Origin of the sequence: Streptomyces longhuiensis (assembly GCF_020616555.1) — a bacterium.
In the GTDB taxonomy this organism is placed as follows: Bacteria; Actinomycetota; Actinomycetes; order Streptomycetales; family Streptomycetaceae; genus Streptomyces; species Streptomyces longhuiensis.
Genome location: NZ_CP085173.1, coordinates 2,761,930 through 2,781,333, shown reverse-complemented (window position 1 = coordinate 2,781,333; position 19,404 = coordinate 2,761,930). Strand labels below are relative to the sequence as shown.

Below are 19,404 nucleotides of genomic sequence, written 5' to 3'. Positions count from 1 at the left end.
AACACCGGTTCCGGCCCACCGCCGGGCCCGTCTAGCCCTTGAGCGCCGCCGACATCATCGCCTTCGCGATCGGCGCCGCCAGACCGTTGCCGCTCACCTCCGAGCGGGCCGCGTCCGACTGCTCCACCACGACCGCCACCGCGACCTCCTTGCCGGTGGAGTCGTCCTTCGCGTACGACGTGAACCAGGCGTACGGCGTCTTGCTGTTGTTCTCGCCGTGCTGGGCCGTGCCCGTCTTGCCGCCCACCGTCGCGCCCGCGATCTGCGCGTTCGTACCGGTGCCCTGTTCCACGACCGTCTGCATCGCCGACTGGAGCTGCGAGGCCGTGGACGAGCTGACCACGCGCGTGTCGTCGCCGTCGGCGAAGCTCTTGATCGCGTTGCCGTCGGCGTCCGTGACCTGCGAGACCATGTGCGGGGATGCCTGCCGGCCACCGTTGGCGATCGTCGCCGAGACCATCGCCATCTGCAGCGGTGTCGCCGTCACGTCGAACTGCCCGATGCCCGACAGGCCCGTCTGCGCCTTGTCCATGTCCTTCGGGTACACGCTCTGCGAGGCCCGGACCGGCATGTCCTGCTCGGCGTCGTTGAAGCCGAACTTCTCGGCCATCGCCCTGACCTTGTCCTGGCCCAGGTCGACGGCGATCTTCCCGAAGACGTTGTTGCAGGAGTACTGCAGCGCCGTACGGATCGAGGCGTCCTCGCAGGGCGCGGACGCGCTCTCGTTCTTCAGGTCGGTGCTCGTGCCCGGCAGGCGGAACGGATTCGGGCTGTCGGTCTTCGCGTCCACCGACGAGTAGAGCCCGTCCTCCAGCGCGGCCGCCGCGACGACCAGCTTGAACGTGGACCCGGGCGGCAGCGCCTGCTTGATCGCGCGGTTCAGCGTCGGCTGGTCCTTGTCCTTCGACAACGCCGTCCACGCCTTGCCGTCCGTGGACGAGTCCGAGCCGCTGATCTTCGACGGGTCGAACGAGGGCGTCGAGACGAGACCGAGCACCTTCCCGGTCTTCGGGTCGATCGCGACGGCCGCGCCCTTCTTGTCGCCGAGCGCGCGGTACGCGGCCTTCTGCACCGACGGGTCGATGGTCGTGACCACGTCACCCGGCTCGGTGTGCTTGCCGGTGACCGCGTCGACGGGGTTCTTGAGCCGGGTGTCCGTCCCGTCGAGGATGTCCTGGTAGATGCCCTCGAGCTGCGTCTGGCCGTACACCTGCGAGCTGAAGCCCGTCACACCCGCATAGAGATCGCCGTCCTTGTACGTGCGCTTGTACGCGAGGTCGCTGCCGTCGCCCGTTCTCTTCGAACCGGTGACCGCCTCGCCGCCCACGATGATGTCGCCCAGGGGATACGCGTACTGCTCCATCACGTTCCGCCGGTTGTTCTTGTTGTCCGCGAGGGCCCGGCCGTCGTAGAACTGCACCCACGTCGCCCTCACCAGCAGAGCGAGCACGAGGAGCAGACAGAAGACCGAGGCGCGTCTGATCGTCTTGTTCATCCCGCACAGAAGACGAGCGGAGGAGAGCGAATCGTTCCGTTCCGGCCCGGTTTCTCAGTGAATCCTCATCAAGAGATCCTCGTCACCCCCGGCGAGAGGCGCCCCTCGCGATGAGGCTCACGCCTTCATGAAGCCGCCCTCGTACGCCGCGATCACCGCCTGTGTACGGTCCCGGGCCCCGGTCTTCGCGAGGACCGCCGCCACATGCGTCTTCACCGTGGCGGGGCCCACCCCCATCCGCCGCGCGATCTCCGCGTTGGTCAGGCCCGCCGCCATGTGCCGCAGCACCTCGCTCTCGCGGCCCGTGAGCCGCGCCACCCACGCGGCCGCCGCGGGCTCGGCGCGCCCGTACTCCGCGGCGAGGGCGCGCACGGCCGCGGGGAACAGCAGGGAGTCGGTGTGTGCGACGAGGCGCACCGCCTGCACGAGCGCGTCCGCCTCGGCGCGCTTGAGGAGGAACCCCGCGGCCCCGGCGCGCAGCGCCTCGTACACGTACGCGTCGTTCTCGAAGGTGGTGACCACGAGGATGCGCGGGGGCGTGGACGTCGACCCGAAGATCTGTTCCGTGGCGCGGATGCCGTCGATCTCCGGCATCCGGACGTCCATGAGGACCACGTCGGGCGCCAGCTCGCGCACCACGGACACCGCCTCGGCGCCGGTCGCGGCCTCGCCGACGACCTCGATGCCGTCCTCGGCGGACAGGATGGCGCGCAGGGCGGTGCGCACCATGCGCTCGTCGTCGGCGAGGACGACGCGGATCGTGGTCATGGGGAGGTTCCTCTCCTGTCATGCGCTCGCCTTCAGGGGCAGCCGTACGGACACGCGCCAGGACCCGCCGTCGGGGCCCGCCTCAGTGGTGCCGCCCAGCAGCCGGGCCCGGTCCGCGATGCCGCGCAGCCCGTGGCCACCGCCGGGGCGGGCGCGCGGCGGGTGCGGCGGCAGCGGGTTCTCGGCGGTGATCAGCAGGTCGTCGACGTCGCGCGCGAGACGCAGCGTGAGGGACGTGCCCGCGTGCCGCAGGGCATTGCTGAGCACCTCCTGCACGATCCGGTACGCCTCGCGGGACACCAGCGGCGGCAGCGCGGCCGGGTCGAGGGCCACGACATCCGTCCGTACGCGCAGGCCGCCGGCCCGCGTGCGGCTCAGCAGGCCGTCCAGGTCGGCGGCGAGGGTCGGCGCGGGCGTCGTGGACGCGGGGTCGCCCGCCTCCCGCAACACGCCCAGTACGGCGTCGAGTTCGCCCACCGTGCGCCGCGTGGTGTCCTCGATCGCCGCGAGGGCCTCACGGACGAACTCCGGGTCGTGGTCGAGGACGCGGCGGGCCGCGCTCGCCTGGAGGGTGACGGCGCTCAGGGCGTGGCCCACCGAGTCGTGCAGCTCGCGCGCGAGCCGGTTGCGTACGGCGAGGTCGGCGGCGCGGCGTTCGGCCACGGCGAGCCGGTCCGCCGGGGTCGGCCCGAGGAGCACCGGCGCCCATCGCGCCAGGAGGGCGCCGGCCACCGCGGCGCATCCCGCGAGCGCCACGAGCATCGCCGCGCCCGCGACGGGGGCGAGCGCCAACGCCCAGGCTTGGTGCAGGACTTCGGGCAGCGCGAGGGCCGAGTCGCGTAGCCCGACGAACAGGGGAAGCACCATCAGCGTCACCGCGAACGGGGGCAGCGCGAGGGTCATCCCACTGAGCACCCCGCCGAACCCGAGGTGCAGCGTGAACCAGGCGACGGTCCGCCCCCGTGCGGCGCGGCTTCGGGGCGGCCCGTCGGCGAGCGCGTCGGCCGGTACCCCGCACAGCGCACGCACCGCTGCCACCGAGATCGGCCGGGTCAGCGGGAACAGCGCGGTGACCGCGGCCAGTGGCAATCCCACGGCGAAGGAGCCGAGTTGGAGCCTCAGCGAGGTGAAGACGTCGCTCACGCCGGTGAGCGACCCGATGACGACCGAACCCACCAGGACGTACGGCATGGCGAGTGCGCCGCCGAGGATCAGATGGATCCACCGCCGGCGCGCCCGCCGCCCGAACAGGGGGTTCCAGAAACCCCTCATGACGCCGTACGTCGCTCCGCGCGGTCCGCGAGGAAGCGGACGCCGACGGCGACGGCCAGGATCCCGACGATCATCTGGACAGCGTAGGTGAGGTTCATGACCGGTGTCGGCCGCCGGGTGATGTCGTCGACGGCGGTGAGGGAGGCGAGCGCGAGCCAGCCGCCCCAGCAGGCCACGGCCCCGGAGCCGAGCCACGCGAGGGTCAGCGGCAGCTTCACCGGCAGGCCGCCGCCGCGCCGGAAGGCGAGGGACAGTACGCCGAGCGCGGCGGCGGCCAGGAACGCCACGTCCGTCGCCTCGAGGACGTAGAAGTCACTTGAACGGTCCGCGATCCGGGCGGAGTTGAGGCCCGTGGTCGCGCCGCACGCCCACAGCGCGTGCAGGGTCAGGGGGAACAGGGCGAGCAGCGCGGCGGAGAGTGCCAGGGCCCGCCGGGCGGCGTCGGCCGGGGGAGGCGTCAGCTCCCGGACCGGGCCGCGCCACGTGTGGCCCCAGCGGTCACGCGCGTACAGGGCGAACAGGGTGCCGAGGGTGAGCCCTTGGAGGATGAAGCCGCTGTAGACGACCCCGAACACCCACTCGTCGAGGAAGGGTTCACCCTTGGACCCGCCGCGGTTCACGGAGCCGCCGAACGCCCTGACCAGCAGCTGGAGCGGGTACCCGGTCATGATCGGGGTGAGGAGCCCGGTCGCCACCCACATCGGGAACACGAGGAGCCAGGCCGGGACGCGCCGCCCCCACGGCCGGGTCAGCAGCAGCGCGAGGACGATCACGGCGCTGTCGAGCAGCAGGCTGAGGCTGTTGGCCACGATCATCGACGCGCGGTGGTCGAGGAGGGAGCTGCCGTCGGGGATCCCGAGGTGGCTGCCCGCGATCCAGGCGGCCTTGATGGCCAGATAGGGCAGACAGGACACGACGGCGACCGCCCGCAGCACGCGGCGGAGCCGGTCGGTGCGGGGCGCGGAGCCGGGGGCGGTACGGGGAGCGGAGGCGAGTGTGTGCGTCATGACTCCACGCTCCCGCCCCGGTCCCCGCCACACGTCCTGCCGGCAGGCGATCCGCCTCCGCCGCGCGGGGGAGGCGGGGCCGCCCCTCGGTGGGCCTGCGCGTCAGAGCCTGCGCGTGGCCAGGGTCAGCCGGTCGCGGGCGTCGAACAGCGCGTCCTTCACCATCTGCTCGTGCGCGGGGGTCAGGCGCGCCACCGGCACCGAGCAGCTGATCGCGTCGCGCGCCGGCGTGCGGTACGGGATCGCGACGCCGAAGCAGCGAAGGCCCAGCGTGTTCTCCTCGCGGTCCACCGCGATGCCCTGCTCGCGCACCGCGTGCAGCTCCTCGATGAGCTTCTCGCGGTCGGTGATGGTGTGCTCGGTGAGCGCCGGGAGCGTCTCGGGGAGCATCTTGCGGACCTGCTCGTCGGTGTGGGTCGCGAGGAGCGCCTTGCCGAGGGACGTGGAGTGCGCGGGCAGCCGCCGGCCGACGCGGGTGAAGGGCCGCAGATAGTGCTGCGACTGGCGCGTGGCCAGATAGACGACGTTCGTGCCGTCGAGGCGCGCCAGGTGGATCGTCTCCGTGGTGTCGTCGGAGAGCCGGTCGAGGGTGGGGCGGGCGGCGGCCACCACCTCGTCGCCGTCGATGTACGACGTACCGACGAGCAGGGCGCGTACGCCGATGCCGTACCGCGTGCCCGTCGCGTCCGTCTCCACCCAGCCGAGTTCGACGAGCGTGCGAAGGAGCATGTAGAGGCTGGACTTGGGGTAGCCGACCGCTTCCTGGACGGCCGCCAGGGAGTGCATTCCGGGCCGGCCCGCGAAGTATTCGAGCAATTCCACGGTCCGTACCGCGGACTTGACCTGCGCCCCGCCGCCCGTCTCACCTGCCGACATTCCCTTGACCCCTTCGTTCGACGAGAATTAGTGTCCTGAGTCCGTAGCGTATTCATCATCAGGGACAGCGTTCAGCATATCGAACAGCTGCTGTTCGTCGTCAGGTGAGCGGCACAGATCTGGGAGGAACCTCGGTGGCAGCAGCACCAGTCTGGAGTGTCGACCCCCGAACCGGGAAGCAGCGGGAGCAGGTTGCGGTGGAAGCCACAGCCGAAGAGGTGGACCAGGCGGTGCGCGCCGCGCACGCCGCCACGGGTGCCCTCGCGGACCGCACCGTGCGCGCCGCCTTCCTGCGCAGCGCCGCCGAGCTCCTCGACGCCTCCAAGGACCACCTGGTGGAGGCCGCGGACGCGGAGACCGCGCTCGGTCCCGTCCGCCTCACCGGTGAACTCGCCCGCACCAGCTACCAGTTGCGCGCCTTCGCGGACATCGTCGACGAGGGCGCCTTCCTGGGCATCGTCATCGACCACCCCGACGACTCGGCGACCCCGCCGATCCCGGACCTGCGCCGCTACAAGGTGCCGCTGGGCGTCGTCGCCGTCTACTCGGCGTCGAACTTCCCGTTCGCCTTCTCGGTACCCGGCGGCGACACCGCGAGCGCGCTCGCCGCGGGCTGTCCCGTCGTCGTCAAGGCCCACCCCGACCACCCCGCCACCTCCGAACTGGTCGCCTCCGTGCTGCGCAGGGCCGCCGCCCAGCACGGCATCCCGGAGGGCGTCCTCGGTCTGGTCCACGGGTTCGAGGCGGGCGTCGAGCTCGTCAAGCACCCGCTGGTCTCGGCCGCCGGATTCACCGGCTCCGTACGGGGCGGACGCGCCCTCTTCGACGCGGCGGCCGCCCGCCCCGTGCCGATCCCCTTCCACGGCGAACTCGGCTCCCTCAACCCCGTGGTCGTCACGGCCGAGGCCGCGGCCGAGCGCGCCGAGCAGATCGGCGCCGGGCTCGCGGGCTCGATGACGCTCGGCGTCGGCCAGTTCTGCGTGAAGCCCGGCCTCGTCCTCACGCCCGCCGGCGCCGACGGCGACCGCCTCGTCAAGTCCCTCACCGACGCCGTCAGCGACACCGGCGCGGGCGTGCTCCTCGACCACCGCATGCGCGACAACTTCGTCGCGGGCGTCGCCGAGCGCGCGGAGCTCCCCGACGTGGACGCCCCCGTGACCCCGGGCGCGGGCAGCGAGCACACCGTCAGCCCCGGCTTCCTCACCGTCCCCGCCCAGCGCCTGGCCACTGACGGCGGCGACCACGACCTCCTCCTGGAGGAGTGCTTCGGGCCGGTCACGGTCGTCGCCCGCTACGAGGACGACGCCGAGGTCACCTCCGTGCTCTCGCGGCTGCCCGGCAACCTCTCGGCCACCGTCCACCTGTCCGAGGGCGAGGCCGCGGGCCAGGGCCGCGGCGCCGAGATCCTCGCCGAGCTCACCCCGCTCGCGGGCCGCGTCCTGGTCAACGGCTGGCCCACCGGTGTCGCCGTCGCCCCCGCCCAGCACCACGGCGGCCCGTACCCGGCCACGACGTCCACCTCGACGTCCGTGGGCGGCACCGCCGTCGAGCGCTGGCTGCGCCCGGTCGCGTACCAGAACACCCCCGAGGCGCTCCTGCCGCCGGAGCTGCGCGACGACAACCCGCTGGGCCTGCCGCGCCGCTACGAAGGCCGTCAGGAACTCTGAACCCGCCCGCCGCTCGTCACCTGGAAAACTGACCCGATGGACATCGAACTCCCCGAACTCCCGTTCCCGCTGCGCACCTACGGCCCCGACGGGCACTGGTCGTACGAGGACGGGGCCCTCACCGGCTGGGCCGGACCCCGCCAGGACCGCTTCGTGCCGCCCACCGGCACGGCCCTGGACCCGGCGTCCGACGCGCCCCGCCTGCTCGGGGCGCCGAAGGGCGACTTCCAGCTGCTCGCCCGGGTCACGGTCGGCTTCACCGCCGCCTTCGACGCGGGCGTGCTCTATCTGCACGTCGGCGAGCGCGAGTGGGCCAAGCTGTGCCTGGAGCGCTCGCCCGACGAGCCGACCGTGTGCACCGTCGTCACGCGCGGCCGCTCCGACGACGCGAACGCGTTCGTCGTGGGCGGCAGCACGGTGTGGCTGCGCATCAGCCGCACCGGTTCGGCGTTCGCCTTCCACGCCTCGCCGGACGGCGAGAAGTGGACCTTCGTCCGGATCTTCTCGCTGGGCGACGAGGAGTCCGCGGGCGCGGCTCTGGTCGGTTTCATGGCGCAGGCCCCGGTCGGCGACGGCTGCGTCGTCACGTACGAGGACATCGAGTTCCGCCCGAACTGGCCGCAGGGTCTGCGCGACGGTTCCTGACACCCAGGAGAACCGGGGGTGCGGGAACCCGGGAGCCGGAGGGGACGTCTTTCCCGGCGTGATCAGAACAGCCGTCCCCGCCGACGCCCCGGCCATCGCCGCCCTGCACCTGCGCGCCCGCGCCACGTACTACCCCGACGGTCCGCCGGACGACGGCACCGACTGGGAGCAGGTGTGGGTGGAGGCGATCACCCGCCCCCGCTCGCACGTCCTGGTCTCCGTGCGGGAGGGCGCGCTCGCCGGCCTCGCCTCCTTCCGCACGCCCGACGGGGAGCCGAAGGAGGTGGTCAAGCTGTTCCAGTTCCACGTCAGCCCCGACCTCTGGCGCCGCGGCGTCGGCGCCGAGCTGCACGCCGCCTGCGTCGAGGAGTGGCACGCGGACGGCGTCGAGCAGGCGTATCTCGACGTGCACGGCGACAACACGCGCGCCCAGGCGTTCTACGCCCGCCAGGGCTGGACCGACGAGGGATACGGCGACGGCGGCGGCAGCCACCTGCGGATGCGGCTGCACCTGACCGCGCGGCCCGGGGAATGAGGCACCGAAGGCGCGCGTTGAAGGGGGTCGCAGGGCACCCCCTGCGCCGTACGAATCTGGAGTGACCCCCATGCGCGTCGAGATCTGGTCCGACATAGCCTGCCCCTGGTGCTACGTCGGCAAGGCCCGCTTCGAGAAGGCCCTGGCCGCCTTCCCGCACCGTGACGGCGTCGAGGTGGTCCACCGCTCCTTCGAGCTCGACCCGACGCGCGCCAAGGGCGACAGTGGACTCGTCATCCCGATGCTCGCGCAGAAGTACGGCATGACCGAGGACCAGGCGCAGGCCGCCGAGCGCAACCTCGGCGAGAACGCCGCCTCCGAGGGCCTCGCCTACCTCACCGAGGGCCGCGACCACGGCAACACCTTCGACATGCACCGCCTCCTCCACCTCGCGAAGGAGCGGGGCCGCCAGGACGAGCTGATCGGCCTCCTGTACCGGGCGAACTTCGCCGAGGAGCGGTCCGTCTTCGCCGACGCCGACGAGTACCTGATCGGCCTCGCCGCCGAGGCCGGACTCGACGCCGACGAGGCCCGCGCGGTCCTCGCCGACCCCGCCCGGTACGCCGACGACGTGCGCGCCGACGAGCGCGAGGCCGCCGAGCTCGGCGCGAACGGCGTGCCCTTCTTCGTCCTCGACCGCAAGTACGGCGTCTCCGGCGCCCAGCCCGCCGAGGTCTTCGCCCAGGCGCTCGAGCAGGCGTGGGACAGCCGTTCGCCGCTCCAGGTCATCGACAGCGGCGACGCCGAGGCGTGCGGCCCGGACGGATGCGCGGTCCCCCAGAACTGACGCACACCGCGGGGGCGGCACTCGACCGCGGGAGCGGCACGTATAAGAGACGCTTAGGGGTACTGCTCAACAACTCGCAATGGACCGATAGTTGGCGAGGCGGCACAGTGGACCCATGGAGACTCTCGACCACGCGCTCGTGCGCGCCGAGTTCGCACCCGTCACCACCTATCTGAACACCGCGAGCACCGGGCTGCTCCCGTCCCGCGCGGTGGCGGCCATGAGCGACGCGGTCGCCTCCGTCGCGGCCGGCCGGCCCGCCGACATGTTCGCGGACGTCGAGGCCGCCCGCGCCGCCTTCGCCCGGATCGCCGGCGTCCCGGCCGGCCGGGTGGCGGCCGGCGCCTCGGTCGCCGTCTACACCGGGCTCATCGCCGCCTCGCTCCCGTCGGGCGCCGAGGTTCTCACCGCGCAGGACGACTTCAGCTCGACCGTGAACCCCTTCCACGTGCGCGGCGACCTCAAGGTCCGCACCGCGCCCCTGGAGGGGATCGCCGACGCCGTGCGCCCGGGCACGGCGCTGGTCGCCGTCAGCGCGGCCCAGTCCGCGGACGGACGCGTCGCCGACCTGCCCGCGATCCGCGAGGCGGCCCGCGCCCACGGCGCCCGCACCTACATCGACTGCTCCCAGGCGGCGGGCTGGCTGCCCGTCGACGCGGACGCGCAGGACTTCACGTCCGCCGTCGCCTTCAAGTGGCTCCTGTGCCCGCGCGGCGTGACCTTCTTCGTCGTCCCCGAGGACCTGGGCTCGCTCAGCGCGGTCTTCGCGGGCTGGGTCGCGGGCGAGCGCCCGTGGGACAGCTGCTACGGGCCCGTGGAGGAGCTCGCGCACTCGGCACGGCGGTTCGACGAGAGCCCCAGCCTGTTCTCGTACGCGGGCGCCCGGCACTCCCTGGCGCTCGTCGAGGAACTCGGCGTCGACACGATCCGTGCCCATGACCTGGCCCTCGCCGACCGTTTCCGCGCGGGCCTGGCCACGCTCGGCCACGCGCCCGTGCCCGCGCCGGGTTCGCCCGTGGTCTCCGTCCCGGGGCTCGGCGTACGGCAGCCGGAGCTGAGCCGGGCCGGCATCGAGGTCTCCGATCGCGCGGGCAACCTGCGGGCGGCCTTCCACCTGTACAACACGGAGTCCGACGTCGACCGACTCCTTGAGGCGCTCGCGGGCTGAACCCTTCAGACATCGGTCCGAGCAGGCCTACCCGTCGGCCCTCCTCCGGCCCCCGCCGCCCATCCGCAGCGGGGGCCGGAGCGGGTCCGCCCGCTGTGCCGGGATCACCCGTCGACCGGTTCCGCCTCCGGGCAGCTCGCCGGATCGGTGCACAGGTTCGCCTCGACCTTGGCGAGCAGCCGCAGGAGTTCGGTCCGCTCCTCCTTGTCGAGGCCGCGCAGCGTGTGGTCCTCCAGGTCGCCCCACTTGTGCTGCACGTCGCCGAGCAGGCCGCAGCTGGCGTCCGTCGTCTCCACGAGCACGGCCCGTCGGTCGCGCGGGTCGGGGCACCGGCGTACATGGCCGGCCTGTTCGAGCCGCTGGAGCATCTTCGTCACCGTGGACGGGTCCAGGTCGACCGCCTTGATGAGCTCCGACTGACGCACGGGCCCCTTGTCCCACAGGTGCATCATCAGGAACTCCTGCCCCGGATAGAGGCCCAGCCCGCGCAGCAGCTTGCCCGCGGTGATCCGGTGCAGCCGCGCCACGCGGGAGAGCGCATGGCTGACGGGGCCGCAGCGGGCGGCCTCGGGCAGGTGCTCACTACAAGGTGGCTCGTCCGTCATGGCGACTCCTGATCGGTTCCGTCCTCGCCGTGGAGTCCGGTCTCTCCACGGGGGTTCGGGCTCTTCACAGAGAGATTACCTTGGTCGGCCAATGAATGGGTTACAGTGGCACACGGCTCGATTACTTGGCCGACCACGTATTGGTCGGCACTGCCTCGCCGCCCTTGGATGGAGTAGCCATGACCACCGCTTTCGACCCGATCGACCTCTCCGGCATCCAGCTCGCCAACCGCATCGCCATGGCCCCGATGACCCGCAGCCGGGCCGGCGAGGGCGGCACCGCCACCGACCTGACCGCCGAGTACTACGCGCAGCGTGCCTCGGCCGGCCTGATCATCACGGAGGGCATCCAGCCGTCAGCCGTCGGGCAGGGCTACGCATGGACCCCGGGCCTGCACAGTGACGAGCAGATCGCCTCCTGGCGCAAGGTCACCGACGCCGTGCACGCCAAGGGCGGCACGATCTACGCGCAGATCATGCACGCGGGCCGGATCAGCCACCCCGTGCTGCTGCCCGAGGGGGAAACCCCGGTCGCCCCGTCTCCGGTCGCCCCTGCGGGCCAGGGATTCACGCACGAGGGCATGAAGGACTTCACCACGCCGCGGGCGCTGACCGGCGACGAGATCCGCGCCACCGTCGCCGACTACGCCACCGCCGCCCGCAACGCGATCGAGGCCGGCTTCGACGGCGTCGAGCTGCACGGCGCCAACGGCTACCTCATCCACCAGTTCCTCGCGCCCAACACCAACCTGCGTGACGACGAGTGGGGCGGCAGCGTGGAGAACCGCATCCGTTTCGCCGTCGAGGTCGTCAAGGCCGTCGTCGCCGAGATCGGTGCCGAGCGGACCGGGCTGCGGATCTCGCCCGGGAACCCGTACAACTCCATCGAGGAGAGCGACCCGGCGCCGACGTACACGGCGCTGGTCAAGGAGATCGAGCCGCTCGGCATCTCCTACCTGCACGTCCTTGAGAACTCCGACATCCGCGAGCTGACCCTGGCGCTGCGCAAGCAGTTCTCCGGCACCTTCGTCATCAACGTCCGCAGCGACGGGCCCACCGGGCACGGCGACCTCTCCGTGATCGAGGACGGCATCGCCGACATCATCACGTTCGGCGCGCTGTTCCTCGCCAACCCCGACCTGCCCGCCCGCCTGAGGACGCGGGGCCCGTACAACACCCCGGACCCCGCCACGTTCTTCGGCGGCGACGCGAAGGGCTACACGGACTACCCGGCGCTGACCGTCTGACCTTCCCCGGACACACGAGTCGGGGCGGCTCCCGAGAGGAAGCCGCCCCGACTACGCGTGTACGAAGGTCACTTCACCGGAGTGAAGTCCCGTGCGCCGATGAACTCGGGCCGCCGCACCGGAGCCGCGAACGGCTCCACCGCAGCGTTCTCCACGCTGTTGAACACGATGAAGACGTTCGAGCGCGGGTACGGGGTGATGTTGTCCCCGGAGCCGTGCATGGCGTTGCAGTCGAACCACGTCGCGGAGCCCGCGCTGCCCGTGAACAGGCGGATGCCGTGCCGGTCGGCGAACTTGGTCAGCGCCTCGTCCGACGGCGTGCCCGCGTCCTGCATCTGAAGGGACTTCTTGTAGTTGTCCCGCGGCGTCTCGCCCGCGCAGCCCAGGAACGTCCGGTGCGACCCCGGCATGATCATCAAGCCGCCGTTGGTGTCGTAGTTCTCGGTCAGCGCGATCGAGACGGACACGGTCCGCATGTTCGGCAGGCCGTCCTCCGCGTGCCAGGTCTCGAAGTCGGAGTGCCAGTAGAAGCCACTCGCCCCGAAACCCGGCTTCACGTTGATCCGTGACTGGTGGACGTACACGTCCGAGCCGAGGATCTGCCGCGCCCGGCCCACGACCCGCTCGTCGTGCACCAGGTTCGCGAACACCTCGCTGATCCTGTGGACCTCGAAGACGGAGCGCACGTCCTGCGACGTGGGCTCGACGATGGAACGCTCGTCGGCCTTGACCGCCGGATCCGAGACCAGGCGGTTCAACTCCGCCTGGTAGACGCCGATCTCGTCCGGCCCGATCAGCTCGGGGATCGCCAGGAAGCCGTCCCGTTCGAACGACTCCAGGTCCGACTGACGGATCGGACCCAGCGCGCCGGGCGCCGACCAGACAACCGGGTCGACACGGGGCGTGGCCACTTCGGACGCGCCCCGGGTCGGGTACAGATCGGTGGCCGTCGGCTGGGTGTTCGTCGATCCGGTCATGGAACTCAGGCCTCCTCGGGTTCGGTCAGGAGCGGGTACACACCGTTCTCGTCATGGTCCTCCCGTCCGGTCACGGGCGGGTTGAAGACGCAGACGCACCGGAAGTCGGTCTTGGGCCGCAGCGTGTGGTGCTCGTGCCCGTTGAGCAGGTACATCGTGCCCGGCTCGATCCAGTGCTTCTCACCGGTCTCCTCATTGGTGAGCTCGGCCTCACCCTCCACGCAGAGCACGGCCTCGATGTGGTTCGCGTACCACATCCTGGTCTCCGTACCCGCGTACAGCGTGGTCTCGTGCAGCGAGAAGCCGACCCTCTCCTTGGCGAGCACGATGCGCTTGCTCTCCCAGGTCCCCGACGCGGCCTTCACATGCCGGTCGGTGCCCTCGATCTCCTTGAACGATCGGACGATCACGGTGAGTTGCTGCCTTTCTGTTCCAGTGTGTTGCGGTGTCAGGCTGTCTCGCGCACGGCCCTCGTGAGCGTGCGCAGCCCCTCTTCCAGCTCTTCGGGCGTGATCGTCAGCGCCGGGAGGAGCTTGACGACCTCGCCCTGCGGGCCGGAGGTCTCGATGAGCAGGCCGAGCTCGAAGGCGCGTTTCGCGACGGCGCCCGCCCGCTCGGTGTCGTGGAACTCGATGCCCCACACCAGGCCGCGGCCCCGGTACTGCTTGACCACGTCGCTGTGCTCCTCGCGCAGCGCGGCCAGGACCTCCTCGATCTGCTGGCCGCGCAGCAGCGTCTGCTTCTCCATCGCGGCGCCGTCGGTCCAGTACGTCTCCAGGGCCGCGGCGGCGGTGACGAACGCCGGGTTGTTCCCGCGGAACGTGCCGTTGTGCTCGCCGGGCTCCCACACGTCGAGCTCCGGCTTGAACAGGCACAGCGACATGGGGAGCCCGTACCCGCTGATGGACTTCGACACGGTGACGATGTCCGGCGTGATGCCCGCCTCCTCGAAGGAGAAGAACGCGCCGGTGCGCCCGCAGCCCATCTGGATGTCGTCGACGATGAGCAGCATGTCCCAGCGCTCGCACACGTCGGCGAGCTTGCGCAGCCACTCGGCGCGCGCGACGTTGATCCCGCCCTCGCCCTGCACCGTCTCGACGATCACGGCGGCGGGCTGGTTGAGGCCGGAGCCCTGGTCCTCCAGGAGGCGCTCGAACCAGATGAAGTCCGGCGTCCGCCCGTCCAGGTAGTTGTCGAACGGCATCGGGGTGCCGTGCACCAGCGGGATGCCGGCGCCCGCCCGCTTGAAGGCGTTGCCGGTCACGGCGAGGGAGCCGAGCGACATGCCGTGGAAGGCGTTCGTGAACGACACGATCGACTCACGGCCCTTGACCTTGCGGGCCAGCTTCAGCGCCGACTCGACGGCGTTGGTGCCCGTCGGGCCCGGGAACATGACCTTGTACGGCAGGTCACGCGGGCGCAGGATGATGTTCTGGAAGGACTCCAGGAAGGCGCGCTTCGCCGTCGTCGACATGTCGAGCCCGTGCGTGACGCCGTCCCGCTCCAGGTAGTCGATCAGGGCGCGTTTGAGGACCGGGTTGTTGTGCCCGTAGTTGAGCGATCCCGCGCCCGCGAAGAAGTCGAGGTACTCGTGTCCGTCCTCGTCGAACATGCGGCTGCCCTGCGCCCGGTCGAAGACGGTGGGCCAACCGCGGCAGTAGCTGCGCACCTCCGACTCAAGGGTCTCGAAGACGCTCAGGTCCGGCTGGGTGATGGTCACAGCGAATCTCCTGGGAGATGGGGGTGGGGGTGGCGTGGAAGAGGTCGTGCGCTCTGCGGTCCTGCGGTGCAGAGAAGTCATGGAGGGCCGGTCGTGGGTCAGACGATCGGCCCGATGCGGTGGAGCACCTCGGGCTCGTGCCCGTCGTCCGGGAAGAGGCCCGCGTCGAACAGCACCGTCTGCGCGACCTCCGCGCCGTTGCGGCGCGCGAACGAGGCGAACAGGCGCTGCGAGGCGGTGTTGTCGGGCGAGATCGTCGTCTCGAGCACGGTCGTCGCGCGGTTGGCGACGACCTTCGCCCAGAGCCCGTCGAGCAGTGCCCCGGCCAGACCGCGCCCCCGGTGCGCATGGTCGACGGCCACCTGCCACACCACGAGGGTGCGTGGGTTGTCGGGCCGGATGTATCCGGTGATGAACCCGGCGACGGAGCCGGCGGAGTCCCGCGCCACGACGGACGTGGCGGCGAAGTCCCGGCACCACAGCAGGTAGCTGTACGAGGAGTTGAGGTCGAGCACCTTCGAGTCGCGGGCGATGCGCCAGATTGCGGCTCCGTCGGCCACCTCGGGCCGGTCGATCCGCAGGCTCTCGGGCATTTCCAGGAATTGCGCGGTCATGTGAATTCAATTTACCGAGCAATTTCTGGGATTGCATCGCGAGCAGGGGTTACGTAAACGCCCCTTCTGTGTTATCGCGCGGGTGGGGGCGCGCACGCGAAATCTCGGCGGTTTGTGTCGATTTAAGCGGGATGAAGTGCGCAAATCACCCTCGGTGTGGAGTGCGTCACAAGAGCGAAACCCGCGCGAGACCCGTCCGAATTACGCCGTTTCCCGTTGTTGAAATCTTAGTGTTTACGTCCCCGGAAAGCGGGCAGAAGAATAGGGGAAGCTGTGCTGAGAAATTCGCTAGAATTGACTCGGAAAACAAAAGAAGGCGCCACCCCATTGAAGGGGCGGCGCCTCACTTTGTGAAGTCGCGGGACTACAGGGGTTGCACCCAGGCCGCGGCGACGGCCCTGCGCGCGCCCTCCAGGTCCACCGGCGCGCCGGACCCCTCCATCTCGGCGAGCGCACCGCCGAGCGCCGCGAGCGAGGACTGCACGACGCCCCGGGTGGCCTGTGGGCCGTAGTGGTTGACGCGGATCATCTCCTTGGCGAGCGCCCCGCCCCCGGCCACCAGCGGCAGCACCGGGTCCACCGCCAGTGCCCGCGCGACGAGCTCGGAGGCGTCGATCCCCGCCGGGGCGCGCAGCGTCGTCGCCACCGGCGCCGCGTCCCGCGCCTCGTACACGTACGGCTCGATGCCGCCGCCCAGCGCGAGCGCGCCCGCCCGCGTGGCCGCGGCCGCACCGGCGTGACGGGCCATCAGGGCGTCGAGGCCCTCCGCCTCGATGCGCTCGACGCACGCCTCCAGGGCGAGCATCTCCAGCTGGGCCGGCGCGTGCAGCAGTGCCTTGCGCCCGCCGTCGATCCAGCGGTGCTTCCAGTCGAGCAGCGACAGGTAGGAGCGGCGCGGCGCCTGCGGATTGGACTCCATCCGCTCCCACGCCCGCGCGCTGACGGACGCCGCGGAGACGCCCGCCGGGCCGCCCATGGCCTTCTGCGCGCCGATCACGCACAGGTCCACGCCCCAGGCGTCGGGAAGGACCGGCTCGGCGGCGATCGACGCGACCGCGTCCAGGTAGAAGAGCGCGCCGTGTTCCCGCACCACCTCGCCGATCTCGGCCACCGGGTTCGTGTTGCCCGTCGCGGCCTCGGCGTGCACGAGCGAGACGAAGTCGGTCTCGGGGTGCTCGGCGAGCGCGTCGCGCACCTGCTCGGCGGTCACGGCGGTGTGGAAGGGGACCGCCAGGTCGTACACCGTCGCCCCGCTGTCCCGCAGCCAGTCGCCGAAGGTCTGGCCGTAGGGGCCCGTGATGATGTTCAGGGCCACGGTGCCGGGGCGTGCGGTGCCGCGGATCGCGCCCTCCAGGGGCAGCAGCGCCTCGCCCTGCATGATCACGACGTCCTGCGAGGTGTCGAGCAGCCCGGCCACGCGCCGCTCGACGGAGGCGAAGTGTTCGGCGCTCAGGGGGGCCAGGTCAAGAAAAGGGTGGGTCACGATCGTGCTCTCTTCGCTCTCTTCGCTCACGTCGCCCGTGATCTTCGTTCACGAGTTCGTACGGCGGGCTGCCGTTCCGAGCGTACCCACCGGCCTCATAGGCTTCCGACATGAGTGAGCGCACGGTGCTGCACGTGAAGGGGCGGGTCCTGGTCGGGCCCGACGACGTCCGGGACGAGCTGTGGGTCGTCGACGGGCGGGTGACGTACGACCGGCCGGCCGGCCCCGGGCTCGACATCACCACCGTCGACGGGTGGGCCATGCCCGGACTCGTCGACGCGCACTGCCACGTCGGCCTGGACACGCACGGCCCTGTGCCCGCCGACGTCGCCGAGAAGCAGGCCCTGACCGACCGCGAGGCCGGCACGCTCCTGATCCGCGACGCGGGTTCCCCCTCGGACACCCGCTGGATCGACGACCGCGAGGACCTGCCCAGGATCATCCGGGCCGGGCGGCACATCGCCCGCACCCGCCGCTACCTCCGCAACTACGCCCACGAGATCGAGCCGCCCGAGCTGGTCGCCTACGTGGCGCGGGAGGCGAAGCGCGGCGACGGCTGGGTGAAGCTGGTCGGTGACTGGATCGACCGGGACGCGGGTGACCTGACCGCGTGCTGGCCCCGCGAGGAGGTCGAGGCCGCCATCGCGGAGGCGCACCGGCTCGGCGCCCGCGTCACCGCCCACTGCTTCGCCGAGGACTCGCTGCGCGACCTCGTCGAGGCGGGCATCGACTGCATCGAGCACGCGACGGGCCTCACCGAGGACACCATCCCGCTGTTCGCCGAGCGCGGCGTCGCGATCGTCCCGACCCTCGTCAACATCGCCACGTTCCCGCAGATCGCCGCGGCCGGCGAGAGCAAGTTCCCCCGCTGGTCCGCCCATCTGAACCGCCTGTACGAGCGCCGCTACGACACCGTGCGAGCGGCGTACGACGCGGGGGTGCCGGTCTACGTCGGCACCGACGCCGGCGGTTCGCTCGCGCACGGCCTGGTCGCCGGGGAGGTCGCCGAACTGGTCAAGGCCGGGCTCCCGGCCGTGGACGCGCTCTCCGCGACGGCGTGGGGCGCCCGCGCCTGGCTCGGCCGCCCCGGCCTGGAGGAGGGCGCCTCGGCCGACCTCGTGGTCTACGAGTCGGACCCCCGCGCCGACGTCAGGGTGCTCGCCTCGCCCCGGCGCGTGGTGCTGCGCGGCCGCGTCGTGGGCTGAACCGGCCGCGGGCGGACGCGGGTTGACGGAACGTGACGCCGCGGTCCGCCCGCTCGTTGCACACCACTCGTGCGCGACCGCGCGGCCGGCCGGCGCGTTCGACACGCACCGGCCGGCCGGGTGACAGCAGAGGGGCAGGAGAGGGAAAACAGAGGCACAGGCGAACAGTCGAGCCCAAAGATTCGAAGACCAGCTCGGAAACCTCACTTTGGAGTGAACTCACGTCAGGTTGCTGCCCGTTCACTCTCAGTCCGTAAAGATTCCCTCCATCGAGGCCGACGGCGCGCGCCCCAGCGATGTCCCCCATGGCGGGGGCGGGGCCGACGGCTCCATTTCTCTCGTGGGGGTCCCATCAGCATGCCCAGCACCACCTTCCGCACGCCCGGCCGCCGCCTCGCCGCGTCGGCCGCCGCCACGGCCCTGGCAGTCGCACCGGCGCTGCTCGCCACCGCGGGCACCGCGCACGCGACGGGCGGCCACGGCGGCAGGTCGAGCGCCGTAGTCCTGCGCACCGACCTGAATGTCTCCCTGCTCAACAAGACCGTGAACGTCCCGCTCACGGCCACGCTCAACGAGGTGCAGGCCCCCGCCAGTGCCGAGAAGACCGCCCTGACCGTCAAGCTGGACGGCGTCGACCGGGGGCGGCCGTTCAATGTCCTGCGGGCGGACGTGGCCACGGCGAAGGCCACCGTCGACGACCACAAGGCGGAGGGCTACAGCAACCTCGCCCACGCCAAGGTCCACATCCCGGGCCTGCCGCTGCTCTCGCTCATCGAGGTCGGCCAGGTCACGTCGAAGGCTGTCTGCGAGACGGGCAAGCGGCCCGTCGCCGAGTCGAACGTCCTGGGCGGCGTCACGGTCCTCGGCAAGAAAGTGACCCTCTCGGCGGGCGGCACCACCGAGGTGAAGGTCCCGGGTGTGGGTGAGGTCCGGCTCGACCTCTCGAAGACGCACACCACATCCCGTACGGCCGCTGCCTCGGCGCTCGAACTGAAGGTGTCCGTCAACCCGCTCAAGCTGAACGTGGCGGAGGTGGAGGGCACGGTGACCCTCGCCGGCGCGACCTGCGAGACGCCCGAGGCGGCGCCCGCGCAGAAGCCCCCGGCCAAGCCGGCCGACGACGTGAAGCCGCAGGGCGGCGCCGCCGAGCCGATCGCCAAGCCCGCCGCCAAGGCCGACCTCGCGGAGACCGGGGGGAACTCGATGACGCCGTACATCGCGGGCGGTGCCATCGTGCTGCTGGTCGCCGGCGGCGGAGCAGTCGCCGTCGCCCGGCGCGGGCGCTCCTGACCCGAGGGCCCGAGGGGGGACCGGAGGGGAGCGGGTGGGCGGG

General features: G+C 71.6%; 19 protein-coding genes. 8 read left to right on the top strand and 11 right to left on the bottom strand.

Features of this window, described 5'->3' with window-relative positions; all coding sequences use genetic code 11:
• Positions 1-31 precede the first annotated feature (31 nt).
• The 5 genes from LGI35_RS13025 to LGI35_RS13005 form a co-directional block, all read right to left on the bottom strand.
• Positions 32-1,495: a penicillin-binding transpeptidase domain-containing protein gene (locus tag LGI35_RS13025; RefSeq protein ID WP_227294021.1), complete on the bottom strand. Its 1,464-nt coding sequence runs from the start codon at positions 1,493-1,495 to the stop codon at positions 32-34.
• Between the two features lie 117 nt (positions 1,496-1,612).
• On the bottom strand, positions 1,613-2,263 hold the full coding sequence (locus LGI35_RS13020) for a response regulator transcription factor (protein ID WP_227294020.1): 651 nt from the start codon (positions 2,261-2,263) through the stop codon (positions 1,613-1,615).
• An 18-nt stretch (positions 2,264-2,281) separates the two neighbouring features.
• Entirely contained in the window at positions 2,282-3,535 is a 1,254-nt protein-coding gene (locus LGI35_RS13015; RefSeq protein ID WP_227294019.1) for a sensor histidine kinase, read from the bottom strand.
• Positions 3,532-4,542: a hypothetical protein gene (locus LGI35_RS13010; protein WP_227294018.1), complete on the bottom strand. Its 1,011-nt coding sequence runs from the start codon at positions 4,540-4,542 to the stop codon at positions 3,532-3,534. The genes LGI35_RS13015 and LGI35_RS13010 overlap by 4 nt, the downstream gene beginning before the upstream one ends.
• A gap of 102 nt (positions 4,543-4,644) precedes the next feature.
• Positions 4,645-5,418, bottom strand: a complete 774-nt coding sequence (locus LGI35_RS13005) for an IclR family transcriptional regulator (protein ID WP_116502788.1) — start codon at positions 5,416-5,418, stop codon at positions 4,645-4,647.
• Positions 5,419-5,552: 134 nt separating this feature from the next.
• On the opposite strand from LGI35_RS13005, the gene LGI35_RS13000 reads away from it, so the two are divergent.
• The 5 genes from LGI35_RS13000 (at position 5,553) to LGI35_RS12980 (ending at position 10,220) form a co-directional block, all read left to right on the top strand.
• Entirely contained in the window at positions 5,553-7,085 is a 1,533-nt protein-coding gene (locus tag LGI35_RS13000) for an aldehyde dehydrogenase (NADP(+)) (RefSeq protein ID WP_227294017.1), read from the top strand.
• A gap of 36 nt (positions 7,086-7,121) precedes the next feature.
• Positions 7,122-7,730 (top strand): DUF1349 domain-containing protein, encoded by a 609-nt coding sequence (locus LGI35_RS12995; RefSeq protein WP_227294016.1) that lies wholly within the window; start codon positions 7,122-7,124, stop codon positions 7,728-7,730.
• A gap of 58 nt (positions 7,731-7,788) precedes the next feature.
• Entirely contained in the window at positions 7,789-8,265 is a 477-nt protein-coding gene (locus LGI35_RS12990) for a GNAT family N-acetyltransferase (RefSeq protein ID WP_227294015.1), read from the top strand.
• Positions 8,266-8,335: 70 nt separating this feature from the next.
• Positions 8,336-9,052 (top strand): DsbA family oxidoreductase, encoded by a 717-nt coding sequence (locus LGI35_RS12985; protein ID WP_227294014.1) that lies wholly within the window; start codon positions 8,336-8,338, stop codon positions 9,050-9,052.
• 115 nt (positions 9,053-9,167) lie between these two features.
• On the top strand, positions 9,168-10,220 hold the full coding sequence (locus tag LGI35_RS12980) for an aminotransferase class V-fold PLP-dependent enzyme (RefSeq protein WP_227294013.1): 1,053 nt from the start codon (positions 9,168-9,170) through the stop codon (positions 10,218-10,220).
• A 104-nt stretch (positions 10,221-10,324) separates the two neighbouring features.
• Here the strand turns inward: LGI35_RS12980 and LGI35_RS12975 are convergent, their stop codons facing one another.
• On the bottom strand, positions 10,325-10,825 hold the full coding sequence (locus LGI35_RS12975) for a MarR family winged helix-turn-helix transcriptional regulator (RefSeq protein WP_116502794.1): 501 nt from the start codon (positions 10,823-10,825) through the stop codon (positions 10,325-10,327).
• 179 nt (positions 10,826-11,004) lie between these two features.
• Between LGI35_RS12975 and LGI35_RS12970 the strand changes: the two genes are divergently transcribed.
• A complete protein-coding gene (locus tag LGI35_RS12970; protein ID WP_227294012.1) occupies positions 11,005-12,072 on the top strand; it encodes an alkene reductase in 1,068 nt (355 codons plus the stop codon).
• 68 nt (positions 12,073-12,140) lie between these two features.
• On the opposite strand, the gene thpD is transcribed toward LGI35_RS12970, so the two are convergent.
• The 5 genes from thpD to LGI35_RS12945 all read right to left on the bottom strand — a co-directional run bounded on the left by thpD (position 12,141) and on the right by LGI35_RS12945 (position 16,866).
• Complete coding sequence (gene thpD, locus LGI35_RS12965) at positions 12,141-13,049, bottom strand: ectoine hydroxylase (protein ID WP_227294011.1); 909 nt, start codon at positions 13,047-13,049, stop codon at positions 12,141-12,143.
• Positions 13,050-13,054: 5 nt separating this feature from the next.
• Complete coding sequence (locus tag LGI35_RS12960) at positions 13,055-13,459, bottom strand: ectoine synthase (RefSeq protein ID WP_227294010.1); 405 nt, start codon at positions 13,457-13,459, stop codon at positions 13,055-13,057.
• Between the two features lie 38 nt (positions 13,460-13,497).
• Positions 13,498-14,769: a diaminobutyrate--2-oxoglutarate transaminase gene (gene ectB, locus LGI35_RS12955; RefSeq protein WP_227294009.1), complete on the bottom strand. Its 1,272-nt coding sequence runs from the start codon at positions 14,767-14,769 to the stop codon at positions 13,498-13,500.
• A 98-nt stretch (positions 14,770-14,867) separates the two neighbouring features.
• Positions 14,868-15,362, bottom strand: coding sequence for a diaminobutyrate acetyltransferase (gene ectA, locus LGI35_RS12950; RefSeq protein ID WP_227300289.1), 495 nt, complete (start codon positions 15,360-15,362; stop codon positions 14,868-14,870).
• 385 nt (positions 15,363-15,747) lie between these two features.
• Positions 15,748-16,866 (bottom strand): pyridoxal-phosphate-dependent aminotransferase family protein, encoded by a 1,119-nt coding sequence (locus tag LGI35_RS12945; RefSeq protein WP_227300288.1) that lies wholly within the window; start codon positions 16,864-16,866, stop codon positions 15,748-15,750.
• 110 nt (positions 16,867-16,976) lie between these two features.
• Here LGI35_RS12945 and LGI35_RS12940 point away from each other — a divergent pair, with 110 nt between their 5' ends.
• The gene (locus LGI35_RS12940; RefSeq protein ID WP_227294008.1) at positions 16,977-18,071 is read left to right on the top strand and encodes an amidohydrolase family protein; all 1,095 of its coding nucleotides are present in this window, start codon (positions 16,977-16,979) and stop codon (positions 18,069-18,071) included.
• 357 nt (positions 18,072-18,428) lie between these two features.
• The gene (locus tag LGI35_RS12935; RefSeq protein ID WP_227294007.1) at positions 18,429-19,361 is read left to right on the top strand and encodes an SCO1860 family LAETG-anchored protein; all 933 of its coding nucleotides are present in this window, start codon (positions 18,429-18,431) and stop codon (positions 19,359-19,361) included.
• Positions 19,362-19,404 lie beyond the last annotated feature (43 nt).